Origin of the sequence: Trueperella pyogenes, assembly GCF_001070855.1 — a bacterium.
Classification (GTDB): domain Bacteria; phylum Actinomycetota; class Actinomycetes; order Actinomycetales; family Actinomycetaceae; genus Pauljensenia; species Pauljensenia pyogenes_A.
The window spans coordinates 242,071-260,505 of the sequence record NZ_JVLH01000009.1; the positions used below are offsets into that span (position 1 = coordinate 242,071).

The 18,435-nt window shown below is 56.1% G+C and carries 18 protein-coding genes; 5 read left to right on the top strand and 13 right to left on the bottom strand.

The window, feature by feature from the left end:
* From ADG72_RS04485 to ADG72_RS04500, 4 genes are all read right to left on the bottom strand, one after another.
* Positions 1 to 1,905 carry a heavy metal translocating P-type ATPase gene (locus tag ADG72_RS04485; RefSeq protein ID WP_048712604.1) on the bottom strand — a complete coding sequence of 635 codons (1,905 nt, stop codon included), beginning with the start codon at positions 1,903 to 1,905 and terminating at the stop codon, positions 1 to 3.
* Positions 1,902 to 2,270 (bottom strand): Cd(II)/Pb(II)-sensing metalloregulatory transcriptional regulator CmtR, encoded by a 369-nt coding sequence (gene cmtR / locus ADG72_RS04490; protein WP_009748167.1) that lies wholly within the window; start codon positions 2,268 to 2,270, stop codon positions 1,902 to 1,904. The genes ADG72_RS04485 and cmtR overlap by 4 nt, the downstream gene beginning before the upstream one ends.
* Before the next feature lie 465 nt (positions 2,271 to 2,735).
* A complete protein-coding gene (locus ADG72_RS04495) occupies positions 2,736 to 4,082 on the bottom strand; it encodes an FtsX-like permease family protein (protein ID WP_048712608.1) in 1,347 nt (448 codons plus the stop codon).
* Complete coding sequence (locus ADG72_RS04500; RefSeq protein WP_048713062.1) at positions 4,079 to 4,753, bottom strand: ABC transporter ATP-binding protein; 675 nt, start codon at positions 4,751 to 4,753, stop codon at positions 4,079 to 4,081. The genes ADG72_RS04495 and ADG72_RS04500 overlap by 4 nt, the downstream gene beginning before the upstream one ends.
* 200 nt (positions 4,754 to 4,953) lie before the next feature.
* Here ADG72_RS04500 and ADG72_RS04505 point away from each other — a divergent pair, with 200 nt between their 5' ends.
* The 3 genes from ADG72_RS04505 to ADG72_RS04515 all read left to right on the top strand — a co-directional run bounded on the left by ADG72_RS04505 (position 4,954) and on the right by ADG72_RS04515 (position 8,040).
* Positions 4,954 to 5,658 (top strand): MgtC/SapB family protein, encoded by a 705-nt coding sequence (locus ADG72_RS04505; protein WP_009748170.1) that lies wholly within the window; start codon positions 4,954 to 4,956, stop codon positions 5,656 to 5,658.
* Between the two features lie 96 nt (positions 5,659 to 5,754).
* The gene (locus tag ADG72_RS04510; RefSeq protein WP_048712611.1) at positions 5,755 to 7,074 is read left to right on the top strand and encodes a PLP-dependent aminotransferase family protein; all 1,320 of its coding nucleotides are present in this window, start codon (positions 5,755 to 5,757) and stop codon (positions 7,072 to 7,074) included.
* A gap of 15 nt (positions 7,075 to 7,089) precedes the next feature.
* On the top strand, positions 7,090 to 8,040 hold the full coding sequence (locus tag ADG72_RS04515; RefSeq protein ID WP_048712613.1) for a D-alanine--D-alanine ligase family protein: 951 nt from the start codon (positions 7,090 to 7,092) through the stop codon (positions 8,038 to 8,040).
* A 94-nt stretch (positions 8,041 to 8,134) separates the two neighbouring features.
* Here the strand turns inward: ADG72_RS04515 and ADG72_RS04520 are convergent, their stop codons facing one another.
* The 9 genes from ADG72_RS04520 to rpmH form a co-directional block, all read right to left on the bottom strand.
* Positions 8,135 to 8,770: an HAD family hydrolase gene (locus ADG72_RS04520; protein WP_048712616.1), complete on the bottom strand. Its 636-nt coding sequence runs from the start codon at positions 8,768 to 8,770 to the stop codon at positions 8,135 to 8,137.
* Between the two features lie 367 nt (positions 8,771 to 9,137).
* Positions 9,138 to 10,451 (bottom strand): ParB/RepB/Spo0J family partition protein, encoded by a 1,314-nt coding sequence (locus tag ADG72_RS04525; RefSeq protein ID WP_048712618.1) that lies wholly within the window; start codon positions 10,449 to 10,451, stop codon positions 9,138 to 9,140.
* A gap of 189 nt (positions 10,452 to 10,640) precedes the next feature.
* Positions 10,641 to 11,510: a ParA family protein gene (locus ADG72_RS04530; RefSeq protein WP_048712621.1), complete on the bottom strand. Its 870-nt coding sequence runs from the start codon at positions 11,508 to 11,510 to the stop codon at positions 10,641 to 10,643.
* A 97-nt stretch (positions 11,511 to 11,607) separates the two neighbouring features.
* Positions 11,608 to 12,279, bottom strand: coding sequence for a 16S rRNA (guanine(527)-N(7))-methyltransferase RsmG (gene rsmG / locus ADG72_RS04535; protein ID WP_048712623.1), 672 nt, complete (start codon positions 12,277 to 12,279; stop codon positions 11,608 to 11,610).
* Positions 12,280 to 12,816, bottom strand: coding sequence for a protein jag (locus ADG72_RS04540; protein WP_009748177.1), 537 nt, complete (start codon positions 12,814 to 12,816; stop codon positions 12,280 to 12,282). It lies immediately after the preceding gene.
* 54 nt (positions 12,817 to 12,870) lie between these two features.
* A complete protein-coding gene (yidC, locus tag ADG72_RS04545; RefSeq protein WP_048712626.1) occupies positions 12,871 to 14,172 on the bottom strand; it encodes a membrane protein insertase YidC in 1,302 nt (433 codons plus the stop codon).
* An 11-nt stretch (positions 14,173 to 14,183) separates the two neighbouring features.
* Positions 14,184 to 14,561: a membrane protein insertion efficiency factor YidD gene (gene yidD / locus ADG72_RS04550; RefSeq protein WP_048712628.1), complete on the bottom strand. Its 378-nt coding sequence runs from the start codon at positions 14,559 to 14,561 to the stop codon at positions 14,184 to 14,186.
* Entirely contained in the window at positions 14,558 to 14,926 is a 369-nt protein-coding gene (gene rnpA / locus ADG72_RS08550; protein WP_080978655.1) for a ribonuclease P protein component, read from the bottom strand. Before rnpA ends, yidD begins: the two co-directional genes overlap by 4 nt.
* A gap of 11 nt (positions 14,927 to 14,937) precedes the next feature.
* Positions 14,938 to 15,078, bottom strand: a complete 141-nt coding sequence (gene rpmH / locus ADG72_RS04555; RefSeq protein WP_009748181.1) for a 50S ribosomal protein L34 — start codon at positions 15,076 to 15,078, stop codon at positions 14,938 to 14,940.
* Positions 15,079 to 15,461: 383 nt separating this feature from the next.
* Here rpmH and dnaA point away from each other — a divergent pair, with 383 nt between their 5' ends.
* Positions 15,462 to 16,907, top strand: a complete 1,446-nt coding sequence (gene dnaA, locus ADG72_RS04560; protein ID WP_048712632.1) for a chromosomal replication initiator protein DnaA — start codon at positions 15,462 to 15,464, stop codon at positions 16,905 to 16,907.
* Between the two features lie 394 nt (positions 16,908 to 17,301).
* Positions 17,302 to 18,435, top strand: coding sequence for a DNA polymerase III subunit beta (gene dnaN / locus ADG72_RS04565; protein WP_009748184.1), 1,134 nt, complete (start codon positions 17,302 to 17,304; stop codon positions 18,433 to 18,435).

Genomic DNA, 18,435 nt, shown 5'->3' on the forward strand with positions numbered 1-18,435 from the left:
CTATCGTTTGTGGGCACGCGCTGCGCGCAGCCCGTTGGCGATAACGACGACCTCGGCGACCTCGTGGACGAGGACGACCGCGGCCAGGCCGAGCACGCCGGTGATGGCCAGCGGCGGCAGCACGGCGATGATCGCCAGGGACAGCACGATGTTCTGGTTCATGATCACCCGGCCGCGGCGGGCATGCCGCAGCGCCTGCGGGATCAGGCCAAGGTCGCGCCCGGTGAAGGCGACGTCGGCAGACTCGATCGCGGCGTCGGAGCCGGTCGCGCCCATCGCGATGCCCACAGTCGCACCGGCCAGGGCGGGGGCGTCATTGATACCGTCGCCGATCATCGCAGTCGGTGAGGCCTCGGAGAGCTGGGCAACGATGCGGGCTTTGTCCTCGGGCCGCAGCTCGGCGTGCACGTCGCCGATCCCGGCGATCTGCCCGAGCGCGTGGGCGGTGCGGGAGTTGTCGCCGGTGAGCATGCTCACCTCGACGCCCTGGTCACGCAGGGTCCGCACGACCTCGGGGACCTCGGGGCGCAGCTCGTCGCGGACGCCGATCGCCCCGGCCAGGCGGCCGTCGACGGCCACGAGCACGCAGGTCTGGCCCTCGGCCTCCAAGTCCTTGACCCGGGCCTTGAGCGGTCCGGCGTCGATCCAGCGGGGGCTGCCCACCGTCACCCGTCGGCCGTCGACGGTGCCGCCGATGCCGTGCCCGGCCTCCTCCGTCACGTCCTGCGCGGCGAGGGCCCCCTGGCCCGCGGCGGCGATGGCGGCGGCGAGAGGGTGCGTCGAGTGCTGCTCGACGGACGCCGCCCAGGCGAGCACCTGCGCGTCGTCGAACCCGTCGGCGGCGACGACGGCGGTGACCTCGGGCCGGTTGCGGGTCAGGGTGCCGGTCTTGTCCACGGCGAGGTGGCGGATGCCGCCGAGGCGCTCGAACGCGGCACCGCTCTTGATGACGACGCCGAACTTCGTCGCCGCCCCGATCGCGGACACCACGGTGACCGGCACCGCGATCGCCATCGCGCACGGGCTGGCGGCGACGAGGACGACCAGGGCGCGGGTGATCCAGGTCTCGGGGTCACCAAGCAGCGATCCGAGCACGCCGACCAGGACGGCGAGGATCATCACGCCGGGCACCAGCGGGCGGGCGATCTTGTCGGCGATGCGCGCACGCTCGCCCTTCTCGGCCTGGGCCTGCTCTACCAGCTCCACGATCGTGGTCAGCGAGTTGTCGGTGCCCGGGGCGGTCGCCTCGACCTCCAGCACTCCGGCGGTATTGATCGCCCCCGCCGAGACCGCGTCATCGGGTGCGACCTCGACCGGGATCGACTCGCCGGTGATAGCGGAGGTGTCCAGGCTGGAGCGTCCGACGCGGACGATCCCGTCGGTGACGACCCGCTCGCCCGGACGGACCAGCAGCACGTCGCCGACGGCAATCTCCTTGGCCGGGACCTCCACCGAGGCACCGTCGCGCAGCACGGTCGCGGTCTCCGGCACGAGCTTGAGCAGCGCGCGCAGGCCGCCGCGGGCGCGGTCCATCGCCTTGTCCTCCAGGGCCTCGGCGATCGAGTACAGGAACGCCAGCGCGGCGGCCTCCTCCACGTAGCCGAGGATGACCGCGCCGACGGCACTGATCGTCATCAGCAGCGCGATCCCGAGCTTCCGCTTGGCGAACAGGTTCCGCAGCGCGCCGGGCACGAACGTGTACGCGCCCAGCAGCAGGCCCGCCGAGAACGCGACCAGCGCCGCGACGTGCAGCCCCGACCACTCCAGCACCAGGCCGGTGCCGAACGCGACCCCGGAGAGGATCGGCACCACCAGGCCCGGGTCGCGCCACCACGGGCGCTCGGTCTCCTCTGCCTCTTCAGCGGCGTTGGTGGTCGGCTCGTCGCAGCCGCATGCGGCGCTCACGAGGCGTCCTCGGAGTTGCTCGGACCGCAGCAGCCGGGCACCGAGCAGTGCGGATCGATGCACGGGGCGCTCTCGTCCACCGCCAGCGTCACGTCCATCAGCGCCGTCAGCGCCGCGGCCAGGTGCGGGTCGGCGATCTCGTAGCGGGTCTGCCGCCCCTCGGGCTCAGCGACCACGATGCCGCAGTCGCGCAGACAGGTCAGATGGTTGGACACGTTCGAGCGGGTCAGCCCCAGCTCGCGCGAGAGCACGGCAGGGTGGCTTGGACCGTCAAGCAGGGACATCAGGATCCGGGAGCGCGTCGGGTCGGCCATGGCCCGGCCGAGCCGGTTCATGACGTCGAGGCGCGAAGCAATAGTCAGCATGCACTGAACTATACAGTGATGGCTGACCAATAGTCCAGTTGGGATTCCAGGAAAATCTGTCGATCATCAGCAACTTCGCCAAATATGTGGCACCTGAGCTCGGTTGGGTTCCTGCTGATCAGGGTCTTCCAACGGGCTACCCAATTGATTAAGTCCGCGACACTTAGCTATCGCGGAGTCCCAGATAAGACATCTGCCTGCGAAAGCTGAGGTCTCCGGACGGCTGACTTGCCGGTGCTTTTGTAGGGGCAAAAGCACCGGCACGTCATTCCACCAGCGCCATTGCAAGTGGAAGCTCAGCCCGGTCGAAACCCTGACCTCCCAACCAGTGCCTTTATTTTAATCCCGACTAAACGATAAAACCTGGGAAAATGTGCATTGTACGATGCACATTTTCCCAGGTCAGAGGCTGTTTAAAGCTGATTAAGATGCAACCTTAAAGTGCTCTTTTTGTACCGTATTAATTCAGTTATTCCCCTCGTGAAGATCACTCAATAGTTTACGACGCAAGGGTCCTGTGGCCTCGGAAGCCAACATAATCAGCCCGATGCCCAGCACAGTCATACCCACCAAAATCAGCATCGGGGCGAGTCCAGCACTCAGAGCCATGATCGGAGACATAAAGACAATGCCCAAACTCATTGCTCCGCCGATCATGAGCAGTGCCGGAAGCAGAATTTCAATCCTGCGCGCACGATCCATAAAGTTTCGGGGTGAGCCCATGAATTCCAAGGCTTTCATCTGCTCAACGGAATCAATGACGCGAATGCCTTGATTGATCGCAGTCGAAATTGCACCCAAAGCCATAGTGATACCAAAGGTCAGAAGCATTCCCGTGCGAATATCCGACACGAGGATCTTCTCGACGTCCTGCATGTCCCCCGTACTGCCCACGATCGAGCTGAAGATTGGCATGAGCACACCGACAATGAAGGCGACCAGGGCAACCGCACCGAAAGACCTCCAAACGCTCTTTGGATCATCAGCGATACGACGACCCGCAAGAAGCATCTGAGGAGTGCGCGCAAGACTTGCCATGGCATTGCCCAGAAGGGATACCGAAAAAGCTCCCACGACATTAACCAGCGCAAAAATCACGCCAAGGAATCCCAAGAACAACCCGAAGGCAATCGCCGACCCCAGCTGCATCATAAACTGAGCAACAATCACCCAGCCTACGATCAGCACAAGCATCAAGGCCAGCCACAGTGGTGAAAGCTTCGCTCCCTCAGTTCGACGCGTAACACCCAAGGGCGTAATTGCCACTTTACGCATCGCAAGCATCGACGAAGCGGCGGCCAGCACAATCATCAGTACGGCCTCGGCAAGAAGGGCAAGGGGACCGACCCACATCTCGTGAACTCCTATGCGCTCACCCTGGAAAGAAATCAGCTGCCACACCGGCAAAAGTGCGCCGTATAGAGCGGTACCACACACAACACCAATGGCTGCATAGACCGCGGTCTCGATCAGACACGCAAGATGCGTTTTTGCAGGCCCTAATCCCATGAGGCGGAGAACCGCTAAATCCCGTGCGCGTCGACTCATTCCCAGACGCGCAGCGGCCGCGCCCATGCTCAGAGTCGGGACGATCATCAAAAGTCCCGCAAAGCACGCCAGCAAAACATAAAAGCCACCCATTCCCTCGAAACCAGCTGGCAGGTCATAGGTACGCGAGAAGAACATCAGAACCCCACCCGTGACGGAAAGAAGAATTGCGTGGGGAAGGGCGAAAGCCAAAACTGTCAGAATTGAGGTCGCGCGATCACGAGAACCCAGGACTGCGCGTGCCGCAGTGAGTATTGTGCTCATCGAGATACCTGCTGATCGATCAGGCCGTCTCGCATGTGGATTTCATGCGGAAGCCGCGCGGCCACCGAAGGATCATGGGTCACCAGAATCAAGCTCGCCCTGGTGCTTTGGCAGGCATAGGTCAGCACACCCATGACCTCCGCGCCGGTGCTTTGATCCAAAGCGCCCGTCGGTTCATCGGCAAAGACAACTTTTGGATTGGTAATCAGCGCGCGCCCAATCGCTACGCGCTGTGCCTGACCACCGGAGAGTTGGCCGGGCCGGTATGGACCTGCACCCTCCAGGCCCAGATTCACCAGGATCTGCTGTGCGCGGGCAATGGCCTCTTTACGCGCAACTCCCGCCAGCATCAGGGGCATTGCAATATTTTCCTGGCAGGGAAGTTCTGGAAGCAGCTGCCCATCTTGGAACACGAAACCAAAGTGCTTGAGGCGGAGTTCTGAAATTGCTCCCTCACTCAGTTGTGTGATTTCAGTGCCATCCAGGGTGATACTTCCCGTCGTCGGTCGCAGCACTCCCGCTAAGCAGTGCAAAAGCGTGGTCTTTCCGCAGCCCGAGGGTCCCATAATTGCCAGTTGGCTGCCCTGGGGGATCGATAGGCTGACTCCCGCGAGCGCCTGTACTGTATTTCCGCCGCGTTGATAGAGTTTCGTAAGCCCGTTGACAACCATTCCCGAGGCCGTGGATGCATAAGGAGCTTGTGGCGCGCCTGCGCCCTGCTGCAGTGGTGAAGTCATGGTTTAAGTCTGCGCTTTGCTGCTCTTTTGTACCATGAGGTAAGGCCCTGATTGGCCCCTGGTTTTCCCTAGGGGATGTACCCTTGTAAACAATCAATGACACACCATCACCGCGCCGCTGCCAAGGAGGGCCAGTGCTCACTCTGAGCCAACATATCGACCAGATCCTCGGGATCTTGCTTGCCCTATTCCTTTCCTCTCTGATCGGTTTGGAGCGTCAGGCCCGCGGAAAGAGCGCTGGTCTTCGTACTGATGCGATTGTCGGTATGACCTCAGCCCTTCTCATGGTCGTGTCGAAGTACGGTTTTAATGACGTGCTTGCGGCTGATCTTGTGCGCGTTGATCCCTCTCGCGTCGCCGCGCAGATCGTTTCCGGAATTGGCTTCCTTGGCGCGGGTATTATTCTGACCCGCTCGGGAGCAGTCCGAGGCCTGACCACAGCCGCTACCGTATGGGAGACAGCCGGGATTGGTATGGCATGTGGCGCAGGTTTGTGGATCGCGGGAACCGCTGTCACATTAATGCACTTCATTGTTGTTTTCGCACTCACACCCCTTTCACGCCACATCGGTCCTCATGCTCCCCGTCGTCCCAACACTATTGTTTTGGAGTTGGTTTTCGATCCCGGTCAAGGGGTCATGCGTCGCGTATTGAGCGTGATGACAGATTCAAAGTGGCGCGTTTCCGAAGTTCGATCTGACACCGAGGGTAAGCGCGGACATGCATTCATTGAGACGACGACCGCCGACCGTGTCGCGCTGCCCGCACTGATCGCCACAATCTCTGATCTTCCCGGCATCTATTCCGTTGAGGAAGCGGACCCTCACGGCGCGGACTAAGTGTCCACGGCCTCGGCGCTTATGTCACGACAGTCGTTTTAGTGGCACACTTAGATACGTGTGTCCTTCGACATACTTATATAGAAAGGTTCGCTAATGTCTCAGGATCCTCAGTCACAGGGAAATCGACTCGACCCGTGGTTTGATGCCTACGCAGATCGAGCTCATAACCTGCGAGCTTCTGAGATTCGCGCACTGTTTTCTGTTGTCTCTCGTCCCGAGGTTGTTTCCCTTGCCGGCGGTATGCCGAATTTGAAGGACCTTCCCCTTGAGAGCCTTGCAGAGACTGCGAAGAGCTTGATCTTAACCTCTGGTGCTCAGGCCCTGCAGTACGGTTCCGGTCAAGGCTGGGAACCTCTACGCGAGCAACTTGTGAGCGTGATGACCTATGACGGAATCATTGGCGCCGACCCCGACGACGTCGTGATCACTACCGGCTCACAGCAAGCCCTTGACCTCATGGCAGAGCTTTTCATCAACGCGGGCGATGTTGTTTTGGCTGAGTCTCCTTCGTATGTGGGCGCTCTGGGATGTTTCCGTGCTCGCCAGGCCGATGTTGTTCACGTTGATTTGGATGAAGATGGCCTGATTCCCGAGGCCTTGGAAGAGACGATCCGTCGCCTAAAGTCTGCCGGTCGCGCGATCAAATTCCTCTACACAATTCCGAATTTCCAAAACCCTGCTGGCGTGACCTTGACTCTTGAAAGGCGTCAACGCATTGCAGAGATTTGTATGCGTGAGCATGTGCTGATCTTGGAAGACAATCCCTACGGTTTGCTCGGCTTCCATTCAGATCCTCTGCCGGCTATTCATTCTTTCTCCCCCGAGGGTGTTGTCTACCTGGGCTCGGTTTCTAAGATGTTTGCTCCCGGTATGCGTATTGGATGGGCGCTCGCCCCCCACGCTATCCGCGCAAAGCTGATCTTGGCCTCGGAAGCAGCTATTTTGTCGCCCGGCATGTTCGGACAGATGTTCCTGTCCAGCTATCTGAACAATTACGACTGGTATGGCCAGGTAAAGGTCTACCGGGCAATGTATGCCGAGCGCTGCAAAGCGATGTTAGATGCTCTTGATGAGTACATGCCTGAGTGTTCGTGGACCAAGCCTGTCGGTGGCTTTTACACCTGGGTAACGCTGCCTGAGGGCTTGAATGCTCGCAGCATGCTTCCCCGCGCTGTGAAGGCGCAAGTTGCCTACGTTTCAGGTACTGCTTTCTACTACGACGGTCGCGGAACTGATCACATGCGTCTATCTTTCTGCTATCCGGAACCGGATCGCATTCGTGAGGGTGTCCGCCGCCTTGCTGGGGTCGTCAATGCCGAAAAACAATTGGTCGACATGTTCGGTGTTGCCCCTGAAGAAGATGCTGAATTTTTAACTAACCGTCATGACGGTTCTGTTCACACCGAAGACTGACAAGGAGAAACCCTCATGTCCGCTCAATCTTTGAAGGTGCTTATTGTCGCCGGAGGTCTGACCCACGAACGCGATGTTTCCGTGCGTTCGGGGCGACGTGTTGCAAATTCGCTGGTCAATCAGGGTTTTGCGGCCAAGGTTGTCGATTTTGATCAAAACCTTCCCTCGGCAATTTCGGATTTTCAGCCCGATGTTATTTGGCCGCTTGTGCATGGCTCCATCGGTGAAGATGGATCCTTGCAAACCCTTCTTGAAGGAATCGGAATTCCTTACGTGGGTTCAACTCCCGCCCAAGCGATGCTCGCATCGAATAAGCCCACTGCCAAGGCTTTGGTTGGCTCCGCAGGGCTTGATACCCCCGGGTGGATCGCTCTTCCCCAGCTTCTGTTCCGCCAGCTTGGCGCACAGAATGTTCTGAAGATGATTGAGGCCGGACTGAGCTTTCCTTTGGTTGTTAAGCCTTCCTCGGGTGGATCAGCCCTGGGGATGTCAAAGGCCTACGACGCCAGCGATCTTCGCTCAGCGATGGTTGATGCCTTCTCTTATGAGGAGCACGTCATGCTCGAGCGCTACGTTGCCGGACGTGATATCGCGGTTTCGGTCATCGATTTAGAAGATGGCCCTCTTGCGCTTCCTCCCGTCGAGGTAGCTACCGATGATGGGCACTACGACTACGAAGCTCGCTACACAACCGATGAGAGTGAATACTTCGTCCCCGCTCGGCTGAGCGACGACGAGATGACCGATGTCCAGTCTGCGGCAATTCAGATTCACGAGCTCTTGGGCCTGCGTGATCTTTCACGTATCGACTTCATCGCTGATGAAGACGGAAACTTCTGGTTTATCGATGCGAATGTTTCGCCCGGTATGACTGATACCTCGCTATTCCCTCAGGCCGCCGAAGCGACGGGCTCTTTCGACGAGATCTGTGCATCGATTGTCCAGTATGTCGCACAGCGTGCATAGCTGCCTCCACCAGAACATTTTCGCTCTATAGTTTCGGGCTACAAGTTTGGGGCTGCACCACCATGGTGTAGCCCCAAACTTTATTCTCATGCTTTTAAAGAATGCCCAGTTTCTTCAAGTCTTCTCTTACAGCATCGACGTTTTCCCAGGTCAGAGCATGTATATCAAGATACTCCGCAGCCTTGACGTACTCTGATCGATCGTCAATGTAGAGAAGTTTGTCTGGCTCTCGTTGGGCCGAAGCAAGCGCTTCTCGATAGATCCCTCGATTCGGTTTTGTGATACCGACATGCGAGGAGAAGATCATCGGACCGTTGATATACCTTTGAGCCCAAACGCTTTCCATCACTACCGATGCGTGCGTCGCGGGCATATTCGTAAGCAACCCTAAGTGATACCCCACACTTCTCAGGTCACTGAGAAGATGTGCCGCCGCTTCGTCGATAGCGTGCATACGCGAAGCATCCGCGGTCACCAGCTTATGGATTTGATCTTCTGATGGTTGGGGTAGGCCGCAATCTCCTGCAACTGAATCCCAGAACTCTAGATCCGACATTCCTTCGTCATATGTGTCGCGATGTGCCCACACGGCTTTATCGACCAGCGACACGCATTCTGCAGAGTCATCAAGGCCAATAATCGATGCAAATTCTCGCGGGTCCGGACGTTGGCTAACTAAGACTCCTCCGACATCGAAGAAAATTAGTTCAGTATTGAGCTCGTCAGCCATGTATGTCAACCTCCGCCTCTATTCTCTCGCATGACTGTCGATTCAAACAAATTGACCAGTGTGAATCTCACGTTCAATACTGTTGTAATTCCTCCGAACTAACTTCGAGTACTCGCGCGGCTTGTAACTGCTTTTGACCTTCGCCTCCCTTATTTCAACAGGGCTTCCATGCACCTGCTGTACCTATAACTACTCACGCTGATCTTCAGATCTTTATGCAAAGCATGATTCAGGGAAGCTATCACTCATGCTGATATCAAACACTGTGGGCGATGTTTCACGTGAAACATCGCCCACTAGCTGGTGATTGCATTGCTCAGTTATCTAAAAGCGATCACATCCAGCACAACTGAATTCAAGTTATGCTCTATTGCCTGTTCGCATGCGGAATGAGAAGATCAGCAAGACGTTGCAGATCATCCGAACCTGCAAACTCGATGATGATCTTCCCCTTTCTCTTTCCCTCAGAAACAGTTACGCGTGTATCCCAGGCATCCGCAAGCACCTGGCTCATATGCTCGCCAAGCGGCGATGAAACCTTGACTCGCTTCAGTGAAGGCTTCGAAGGGCGCTGTACAGATCCAAGACGAACTAGTTCTTCAGTGGTTCGAACAGATAAACCTTCAGCAATGATCCGATTAGCAAGGATCTCCATATCTTCTGGCGTAGATAGGCCAAGTAGTGCTCGCGCATGTCCTGCTGACAAGACCTGCGCTGAGACCTTCTTCTGCACCGAGGCGGGGAGCTTTAGCAGCCGGAGAGTATTTGCAATTTGCGGGCGCGAACGCGCAATTTTCTTTGATAGCTCTTCCTGTGTGGCCCCGAAATCAGCCATGAGCTGCTGATATGCAAAAGCCTCTTCCAAAGGATTCAGCTGCGCTCGATGCAGGTTTTCAAGCAGTGCATCGCGGAGCAAGTCTTCATCTTCAGTGTGTCGAACGATGGCAGGGATCGAATCAAGCCCAGCAAGTTCGCTTGCGCGCAACCGTCGTTCACCCATAATGAGCTCATACCGAGCCTCTGGCTTTTCCTCGAGGAAGCTCTTGAGCATCTCAGAAGGCTCCTCATTAAGGGGAATGCGCCGAACCACAATCGGCTGCAAGACACCGACTTCTCGAATCGAAGCCGCGAGTTCGTTCAGGTCGTCTTCGTCGAAAATTTGGCGAGGCTGACGCGTATTGGGAACAATTTGTTCAAGCGGAATCTCCGCAAATGTAGCACCAGGCACCTGCATCAAATCCGATGTTTCACGTGAAACATCATCAGTCAAAGGTGTTGCAGTGCTTATATTGTGCGCATGCGCTCTATCTTGCTTCGAACGCGAGGAAGACACACTTTGAGTCGAACCGGTAGTCTGCCCGGCCCCAGATGCAGACGCAACCTTCTCATCTGCTGAAGCGGTGCTACCTGCGGCTTTCGCACGTGCCTTACGCTGAGTTGATGACTTGGCCTTCTCCGATACCGACTGAGACGTTCGAGATTTCGGCTCAAGCAATTCACGGGCGGAACCTCCACGCACTGTCCCGGACGATTTACGCTCACCAGGGAAAAGAACATCGAGGGGTCGCTTGGCCACATCTTCGGGCTTTTCAGTTTGGGCTGGGGGGATGAGCGCACCTAAACCACGCCCTAAACCTGTACGTCGTTGGGGCTTATGAGTTGATTCTGATTGCACGGCCATGCACACTTACCAATCTCGCAAATACTGAATGTTAACTACATTGTTTCACGTGAAACAGCAAAATGTGTATCGAGCAAGCAAAAATGCGTTTTCACAGACGCGTTCTCCTGAGAAAAAGAATCAGGGCTCAACCGCCTATCAAAACGATCGAAACCCTGAAAAAGTGATTTAAATGAGCAAAAAGAGATATTACTTCGCCAAGCGATGACTCAACTCGTAGGCAGCCCTGCGATAGGCAAGTGAGCCGGCGCCATTCGGATCGTAGGTGATAACGCTCTGCCCATAGCTTGGCGCTTCGGAGACACGAACCGAACGAGGAATGACAGTCTGCAACGTTTGCTCAGGGAAGTGTGAACGTACCTCATTCTCAACTTCCTCAGATAAGCGCGTACGCTTGTCGGCCATCGTGAGGAGCATAGTTGAAACATGTAGTTTTGGATTGAGGTCTGCGCTGATGCGATCAATGGTCGACCACAGCTGACTCAAACCTTCAAGCGCGTAGTACTCAGTCTGAATCGGAATCAAAACCTCATCAGCTGCAACCATCACGTTCAAGGTCACCAGACCAAGCGAGGGCGGACAATCAATAAGGATCAGATCGATTTGCTGATACGCCTGAACGAAGTACTCAACGGCATCAGCAAGACGGAACTCCCTACGCTCAAGATCAACAAGCTCAATTTCCGCGCCTGAAAGATCGATAGTAGCCGGGCACACCCACAGGTTATCCATCTCGGGGCAGGCTTGAAGAACTTCACCGATCGTCAATTGACCGGTGATGACCTCATACGTCGAAGGCGTCCCAGGACCATGAGCAACGCCAAGAGCACTCGATGCGTTACCTTGAGCGTCAGCGTCGATGACAACGACCTTCAGACCTGCCAACGCAAAAGAAGCTGCAAGATTGACAACCGAAGTAGTCTTACCAACGCCACCCTTTTGATTCGCTACCGCAATGACACGTGTCGACGCGGGTACGCCAAACTCAGCCGTTTCAAGGAACTCTCGATCCTGAAAATTCCGCGTAATTTGGTCCGAAAGTGGGGTATCGCCGGCCATAAAACACAAGCCTTTCTCACACGTCAATGACACAAGTGTAGGCAGTCATGCCCGCGAGAGAAAACCGAGGACACACCCGTGGAAAAGAAATGAGGAATTAGGAACGAAGTCTCTTCGCAACAACGACGTAAGTCGAATCGTCTTCCATTACCGAGGGAACCTCATGGATCTGAGCACTCAGATGATGACGCTTCAACTCGACAGCAGCAGCCTCGACTTCTTCGCTCGCACGGCGCCCCTTGAGAGCGACAAGAGAACCACCGGGAGCAATGAGCTTTGAAGTCATACGCACGAGCTTCGTCATATTCGCCAATGCACGTGCTGTCACCACATCGGCCTTGCCCTTACCGCGCAGTTCCTCGGCACGAGCCTGATGAATGCTGACATTGTCCAAACCAAGAGTATCCACAACATCAGCAAGCCATTCGCAACGTCGCGCCATGGGCTCAGCAAGATGAACATCAAGATCTGGGCGGCAAATCGCAATAACGATCCCAGGGAAGCCTGCCCCGGAACCGACATCCAAAATCTGTCCCTTCTTGGGAAGAAAATCCAAGACGGCGGCAGAGTTCACCAGGTGCCTCGACCAGAGTCGGGGGAGCTCGCGCGGACCGATCAGCCCGCGGAGCTCACCTTCCTCAACAAGCATGTTCGCAAACTCGGCAATGTCTGGATACGCCAGACCAAAAAGCTCTCGAACCTCAGGTCCGGGAACCTCAAGTTCAAACTCATTTTCGGCCTCGCGAGGGGAATTACCGAGCGCGTCCACTCAGGCCTCCTCGGCCTCGTCGGCGGAGTCAGAATCGGCGTCAGCATCCTCAACAGGAAGGATCACAACGCGACGACGGGGCTCAACACCCTCGGACTCACTGCGAAGGCCCTCGGAAGCAACAACGTCGTGGCAGACCTTGCGCTCGAAGGGGTTCATGGGCTCAAGCTTCTGAGGCTCACCGGTCGCGCGAAGTCGCGCAATTGCCTCGTGAGTGAGGTCCTGAAGATCAGCCTTACGATCGGCACGGAAGCCCGCGATATCAAGCATCAGACGCGAACGCTCGCCGGTCTCGGTCTGAACAGCAAGGCGCGTGAGTTCCTGAAGGGCGTCAACAACTTCACCGTCTTCGCCAACAAGGTGATCCAGAGCAGAGGGATCTTCCGAAATGATCTCTACTGATGCGCGGCCATTCTCGACATCAATCTCAATGTCGCCGTCGAGGTCAGCGATATCCAGCAGTTCTTCCAAGTAATCGGCAGCGAGCTCGCCTTCTTCCTCAAGGCGCGAGAGCTCGTTTGTCGTTTCTTCGCTCATGTTTATCCTCCGTAGGGGTTTGATGCCTCAGGCATCGAATGGTCTATGGGCGCCTCAGCGCTTCTTCTTCTTTGCAGCGGCGCGGCGAGCCTTGCGGCGTTCCTGGCGCTTGCGCTCGAGCTCTGCGGCTACATCATCTGACGAGGCCTCGGAAGAAGCAGTCTGTCCGCCACGAGCGCGAACCTGACGCTGGGCCTCTTCACGCTTAGCGGCAGCCTCACGACGTTCTGCTGCGCGCTCAGTCGCAACCTTGACACCCTTCATCCAGACCTCATCAGGAAGGGTCGTCCACTCTTGCATGGACAGGTTGCGGTAAACAGAAACGATCTCTCCGGCACTCATGGCCTCCGGGAAATCAGAGGCGATCTTCTGACGCTTGGCGCGGCTGCGAACCTCGGTCAGCGTGGTCTCGTTAAGAACCTTGAGTTCATCAGATCCATCGGCCAGATCGCGACGCTTCTCGTCGTAGTCCGCGAAGAAGGGACGTGCCCACGACTGGTAGGCATCCTGACGCTTGGCCAAGAGTTCTTTGTAAGCAGCGGAGTTCGGATTCGGAATATTCTTAATCACCCACAGCATCTGCAGGTAGCCCCAAATGCCCGCGGTCGTCGTGTAGATCACGACACCCATCTGGAAGAACAGGCCCGAGAAGATGAACATGAAGGGCATGAAGTACATCATCATGCGCTGCGAACGAACCATGGGGTTGTTTGGATCCTGGTTCTGCGGCATGTTCTTCGTCATCGTCAGCCGGATGGTCAAGAACTGCGTTGCAACCATAACAATGATGAAAATGACGAAGACCAGAGTCGGCAGCGACATGAGCTGCGCGTCGCGAATGGTGTGCGACAGCGGGACACCGAAGACCTGGGAGGCATCAATTTCGCTGGCGACCGACTGAGTGATCGGACCCAGTGAATCAATGTGGCGCGAACCGACCGAGTAGGTGTTTTCAGCAAGTGCGTGGATTGCGTAGATCGCGCGGTACATCGCGAAAAGAACGGGCAGCTGAACAAGCATCGGCAAGCAGGACGCGAAGGGGTTCACTCCGTACTTCTTATTGAGTTCGGAGATTTCTTGCTGCATCCGCTGGCGCGAGGCGACGTCAGTCTTTCCCTTGTACTTCGCCTGAATCTTCTGCATTTGGGGCTGAACAATGGAGGTGCCCCTCATGCTCTTCAGCTGCTTGAGGTACAGCGGGATGATGAGCACGCGCACAAGAACGGTCAGCAGGATGATGGAGATAATCCATGCAAGTCCTGCACCTGAACTCATTCCAACAAGCAGAAGCAAGTCGTGAATTCGAATCCACAGCCATGCGACTGCGACAACGAAGGGATAGAGAATGGAATCCACAGGAGATCTCCTTATGATGCGCGGGGGACACCGCTCGTGTCCGCGTGGTGCTCGGCTCCTGCCGAGAAGTCTTGATTATTCATGCCCATCACGGGCCGTGCCCAAGGATCGTCGAATCCGGCCCAATCTGCCGGAGGGACCCAGGCCTCGCCAGTCCACTTGCCGCGAGCGGGAACTTCATCGACCCCGCCAAGGCTCCACGGATTACAACGAAGGATGCGCCACACGGCCAGGATTGTCCCTTTGACGAGGCCGTGGGTGTGCAATGCGCCCAAAGCGTAGCTTGAGCAGGTGGGGTAGTAGCGACAACGCGGGGCACACATGGGGGAGATGAAACGCTGGTAGAAACGCACCGGAAGAATGGCAATGTACGCAAAAGGAGAGCTCATGGGCGACCTCCCTCCCGATGATCCCATTTCTTCCATGCACGGCGAAGAACTTGGTCTAATTCTTCCCCAAGTTCGCACGAACTTGCACCCAAGGCGTCATGCTTAACGCGAACAACGACACGTGCTCCCTGAGGAAGTGCGCTCAAGCGTTCTTTCATGAGGTGACGCAATTGCCGTTTAACTCGGTTACGTCCAACCGCTCGTTTAATTTGGCTTTTAGGTACGACGAAACCGACGAGGCGTGAATCACTATCCTCGTCGGTTCGACAATGCACAATGAGCCTTTGCTGACCCGCGCGCGATCCGCTTCGGATTGCGAGGCGGAAGTCCGCTGGATTCACCATGCGGTTCGAGCGGGGCAACACCTCGCGAAAGCTCAGGCGGAGAGGCGGGCGCGGCCCTTGCGACGGCGTGCAGCCAAGATTGCGCGGCCAGCGCGGGTGCTCATACGCAGGCGGAAGCCGTGCGTCTTCGAACGACGACGGTTGTTCGGCTGATAAGTCCGCTTGGTGGTCACTGATATCTCCTCGAATTGGTCATGGACAGTGTGCGCCGCAATTAGGCACACATACGAACTGACAGCGTACGGGTTTTTGGCCGTTCCGTCAACGAAAGAGCGCCGTACCACACTGAGTCCACACCTGTGGAAGCAGGTGTGGATAAATTGGGGGTTAGTTATCCACATGCGAAGTTATCCACAGAGCTGTGGACAAAGGTCTTTTCTTTTTGGCACAAGGGTGAGGTGTTGTAACTACACAAATGTCATTTGGGGATTAAATATCCACAGGTCTATCCCCAGCTGTGGAAAACATGACATGCTTGTAAAGTTATCGGTGGATAATGATTCGCAACCGATATCATTTCTCGTGTCCTATCTCACGTCAGCTTTCGGAGGTTCCCGTGTCGATCGATGCCCTTACTCAGGCTTGGTCTGAGGCACTGTCGCAAAACTCAGATCTGCTGGGACCCGCAGCCATGTCTTACCTGCGTTCAGCAAAGCCGCTGGGCGATATTGACGGCACGATCCTCATCGCAGTTCCCAATGACTTCGCCAAGAAGTGGATTGAAAACAACGGTGCAAATGACCTCACGCAAGCACTTGCTGCAATTCTTGGTCGAAGTGTTCGACTGGCAGTGACCATCGACCCCACTTTGTATGCACAAGAAGAAGCGGTAGAGGAAAGTTCCTCCACGGCCTCGGAAATTGCGGAAAACAGCGCCTCTACTTCACAGGCTTCTGCACAGCTCAGCCAAACTTCCGGCAGCACGGGAAGCCCTCAACTAGCAATCGATACCGCCAGTACACATCTCAATCCCAAGCACACTTTTGACACCTTCGTCATTGGTCCTTCGAACCGCTTCGCACACGCTGCAGCTTTTGCGGTATCAGAAAGCCCGGGACGTGCATACAACCCCCTGTTCATTCACGGTGGTTCCGGACTGGGGAAGACCCACTTAATCCACGCAATCGGCCACTACACGCTGTCACTTTTCCCGCAGATGCGTGTGCGCTACGTGAACTCTGAGGAATTCACCAACGACTTCATCAACTCGGTGCGTGAAGAAAGCATTGAGGAATTCCAGAGGCGCTACCGCGAGGTCGACGTTCTGCTCATTGACGATATCCAATTCATTCAGGGCAAAGAGCGTACGGTGGAAGAGTTCTTCCACACCTTTAACTCTCTGTACAACGCGGGAAAGCAGATCGTTTTGACCTCAGACGTACCGCCTCGTGAACTCGATCTGGAAGATCGAATCCGTTCGCGCTTCGCGGCTGGCCTTTTGGTCGACGTCCTTCCTCCCGACTTGGAAACCCGTATCGCAATCTTGCAAAAGAAGGCCAGTGCGGAAAATATCGAAGTTGATCCCCGGGTTCTGGAATACATTGCCCAGCGAATTTCTTCGAATATCCGCGAACTGGAAGGCGCCCTGGTGCGAGTTGCAGCCTTCGAATCCCTGTCGAAAGAACCGGTCACCGTTTCGATGGCAGAGATGCTCTTGAAGGATTTTGCTTCCGACCCCCAGGACACCGAGGTCACACCAACGCTGATTATGAGTCAGACCGCGACGTATTTCGGCGTGACGATTGACCAATTGTCGTCCTCGGACCGTTCGCATGTCGTCGTCGAGGCGCGTCAGATTGCGATGTACCTGTGTCGTGAACTCACTGATCTTTCGCTTCCGAAGATTGGCGCTGCATTCGGCGGACGCGATCACACAACCGTGATGCACGCGAATAAGAAGATTGTGGGGTTGATGGCGGAAAAGAGGGAGACCTTCAACTACGTCACTGAATTGACCAACCGCATTAAGCAGGCCGCACGCCAGTCGGCGACTCTCAACTAAAAACTGGACGTTTCGGGGTGCAAACTTCCTTTCCACAGAAGCTGTGGAAACTGTGGTGAAACATCACCGATCGCTTGTGCATGGCGCAGAGCAATTTGTGGAGAAAAACAACAGAACAATTTTCGTCCACAAAAACGTGTAGTTCGTTCACACACAGATTCACATATTCATCCACGAAAGAAGTGCTGTCATTTCACGGTAAAAATGGGTTTTCCACACAATCCACATAGCCGATGATGATGACGAACTTTAGTTCAAGACAAATAACAAAAAATCGCCAACATCAGTTAGGCCTCGAGCTCAGACTCGTTAAGGTGTAATTCTCAGTTTCCTTGACGCCTACAGCCAGGTAAACTGACCACGGTATATCTACATTCAGTTCCAAGGAGAATCCATGAAGTTCACCGTCGCCCGCGACGTGCTTGCAGAAGCTGTTTCATGGACAGCGCGTGTACTTCCTACCCGTCCCGCAAGCCCCATCCTTGCTGGTATGCGAATCTCAGCTCAGGGTCAGGAACTGACTCTGTCCTCCTTTGACTACGAAGTTTCTGGAAACTCGCGTATTCCCGCTTCAGTAGATGAAGAAGGCGAAGTCCTGGTTTCGGGTCGACTTCTTGCAGATATTTCAAAGTCCCTGCCCAACAAGCCAGTCACCATCGAAGTTGATGGACAAAAAGTTTCTCTTTCCTGCGGTTCCTCGCACTTCACCTTGGCAGTCATGCCTATCGATGAATACCCGCTTCTTCCTGCACAGCCTCAGGTTGCGGGTTCTGTAGATTCGCAGGTTTTTCAGCAGGCCGTTGCTCAGGTATCGATCGCAGCTTCTCGCGATGAAACTCTTCCGCTTCTTACCGCCGTACGCGTCGAAATCGATGGCGATAACATCACGCTTTTGGCAACCGACCGCTACCGCTTGGCCATGCGCGAGCTCAAGTGGGATTCAGTTTCCGATATGTCCGAGGCCGCACTGGTCAAGGCACGCATTCTTCAGGACGTCGCAAAGTCCATGACTTCGGGTGCAAAGGTCGAAATCGGTCTGTCGCAGGAATCTCAGCCGGGCGCTTCTTCGCTGATTGGCTTCCAGGCCGGTGGACGCCGCACGACATCAACCCTGATGGATGGTGACTACCCGCCGGTTCGCCGTCTCTTCCCCGAAACGACCACCATACAAGCAATCGTCGAGCGTCACACTTTGCTCGAAGCAGTGAAGCGTGTTTCCTTGGTTGCCGAGCGCAAGACCAGTGTTCGCCTGTCCTTCTCTGATGGTCAGCTTGTTCTTGAGGCTGGCCAGGGTGATAACGCCCAGGCTTCTGAAGTTGTTCAGGCGCAACTTATGGGCGATGACATCGCGACCGCGTTTAACCCGCAGTACCTCAGTGAAGGTTTGTCGGTCATGGATACCGAGTATGTTCGCTTCGGTTTCACCCACCCGACGAAGCCCGCTGTCATCACCGGTCAAGAAAAGGCTGATGGTGGAGAGTCGACTGACTTCCGCTACCTGCTGATGCCAATCCGCTACGGAATCTGA

Bases quoted from the DNA above. Each gene is read 5' to 3' on its own strand.
- cmtR (WP_009748167.1), bottom strand. From the start codon at position 2,270: ATGCTGACTATTGCTTCGCGCCTCGACGTCATGAACCGGCTCGGCCGG.
- ADG72_RS04495 (WP_048712608.1), bottom strand. From the start codon at position 4,082: ATGAGCACAATACTCACTGCGGCACGCGCAGTCCTGGGTTCTCGTGAT.
- ADG72_RS04500 (WP_048713062.1), bottom strand. From the start codon at position 4,753: ATGGTTGTCAACGGGCTTACGAAACTCTATCAACGCGGCGGAAATACA.
- ADG72_RS04510 (WP_048712611.1), top strand. From the start codon at position 5,755: ATGTCTCAGGATCCTCAGTCACAGGGAAATCGACTCGACCCGTGGTTT.
- ADG72_RS04515 (WP_048712613.1), top strand. From the start codon at position 7,090: ATGTCCGCTCAATCTTTGAAGGTGCTTATTGTCGCCGGAGGTCTGACC.
- ADG72_RS04520 (WP_048712616.1), bottom strand. From the start codon at position 8,770: ATGGCTGACGAGCTCAATACTGAACTAATTTTCTTCGATGTCGGAGGA.
- ADG72_RS04525 (WP_048712618.1), bottom strand. From the start codon at position 10,451: ATGGCCGTGCAATCAGAATCAACTCATAAGCCCCAACGACGTACAGGT.
- ADG72_RS04530 (WP_048712621.1), bottom strand. From the start codon at position 11,510: ATGGCCGGCGATACCCCACTTTCGGACCAAATTACGCGGAATTTTCAG.
- ADG72_RS04540 (WP_009748177.1), bottom strand. From the start codon at position 12,816: ATGAGCGAAGAAACGACAAACGAGCTCTCGCGCCTTGAGGAAGAAGGC.
- yidD (WP_048712628.1), bottom strand. From the start codon at position 14,561: ATGAGCTCTCCTTTTGCGTACATTGCCATTCTTCCGGTGCGTTTCTAC.
- dnaN (WP_009748184.1), top strand. From the start codon at position 17,302: ATGAAGTTCACCGTCGCCCGCGACGTGCTTGCAGAAGCTGTTTCATGG.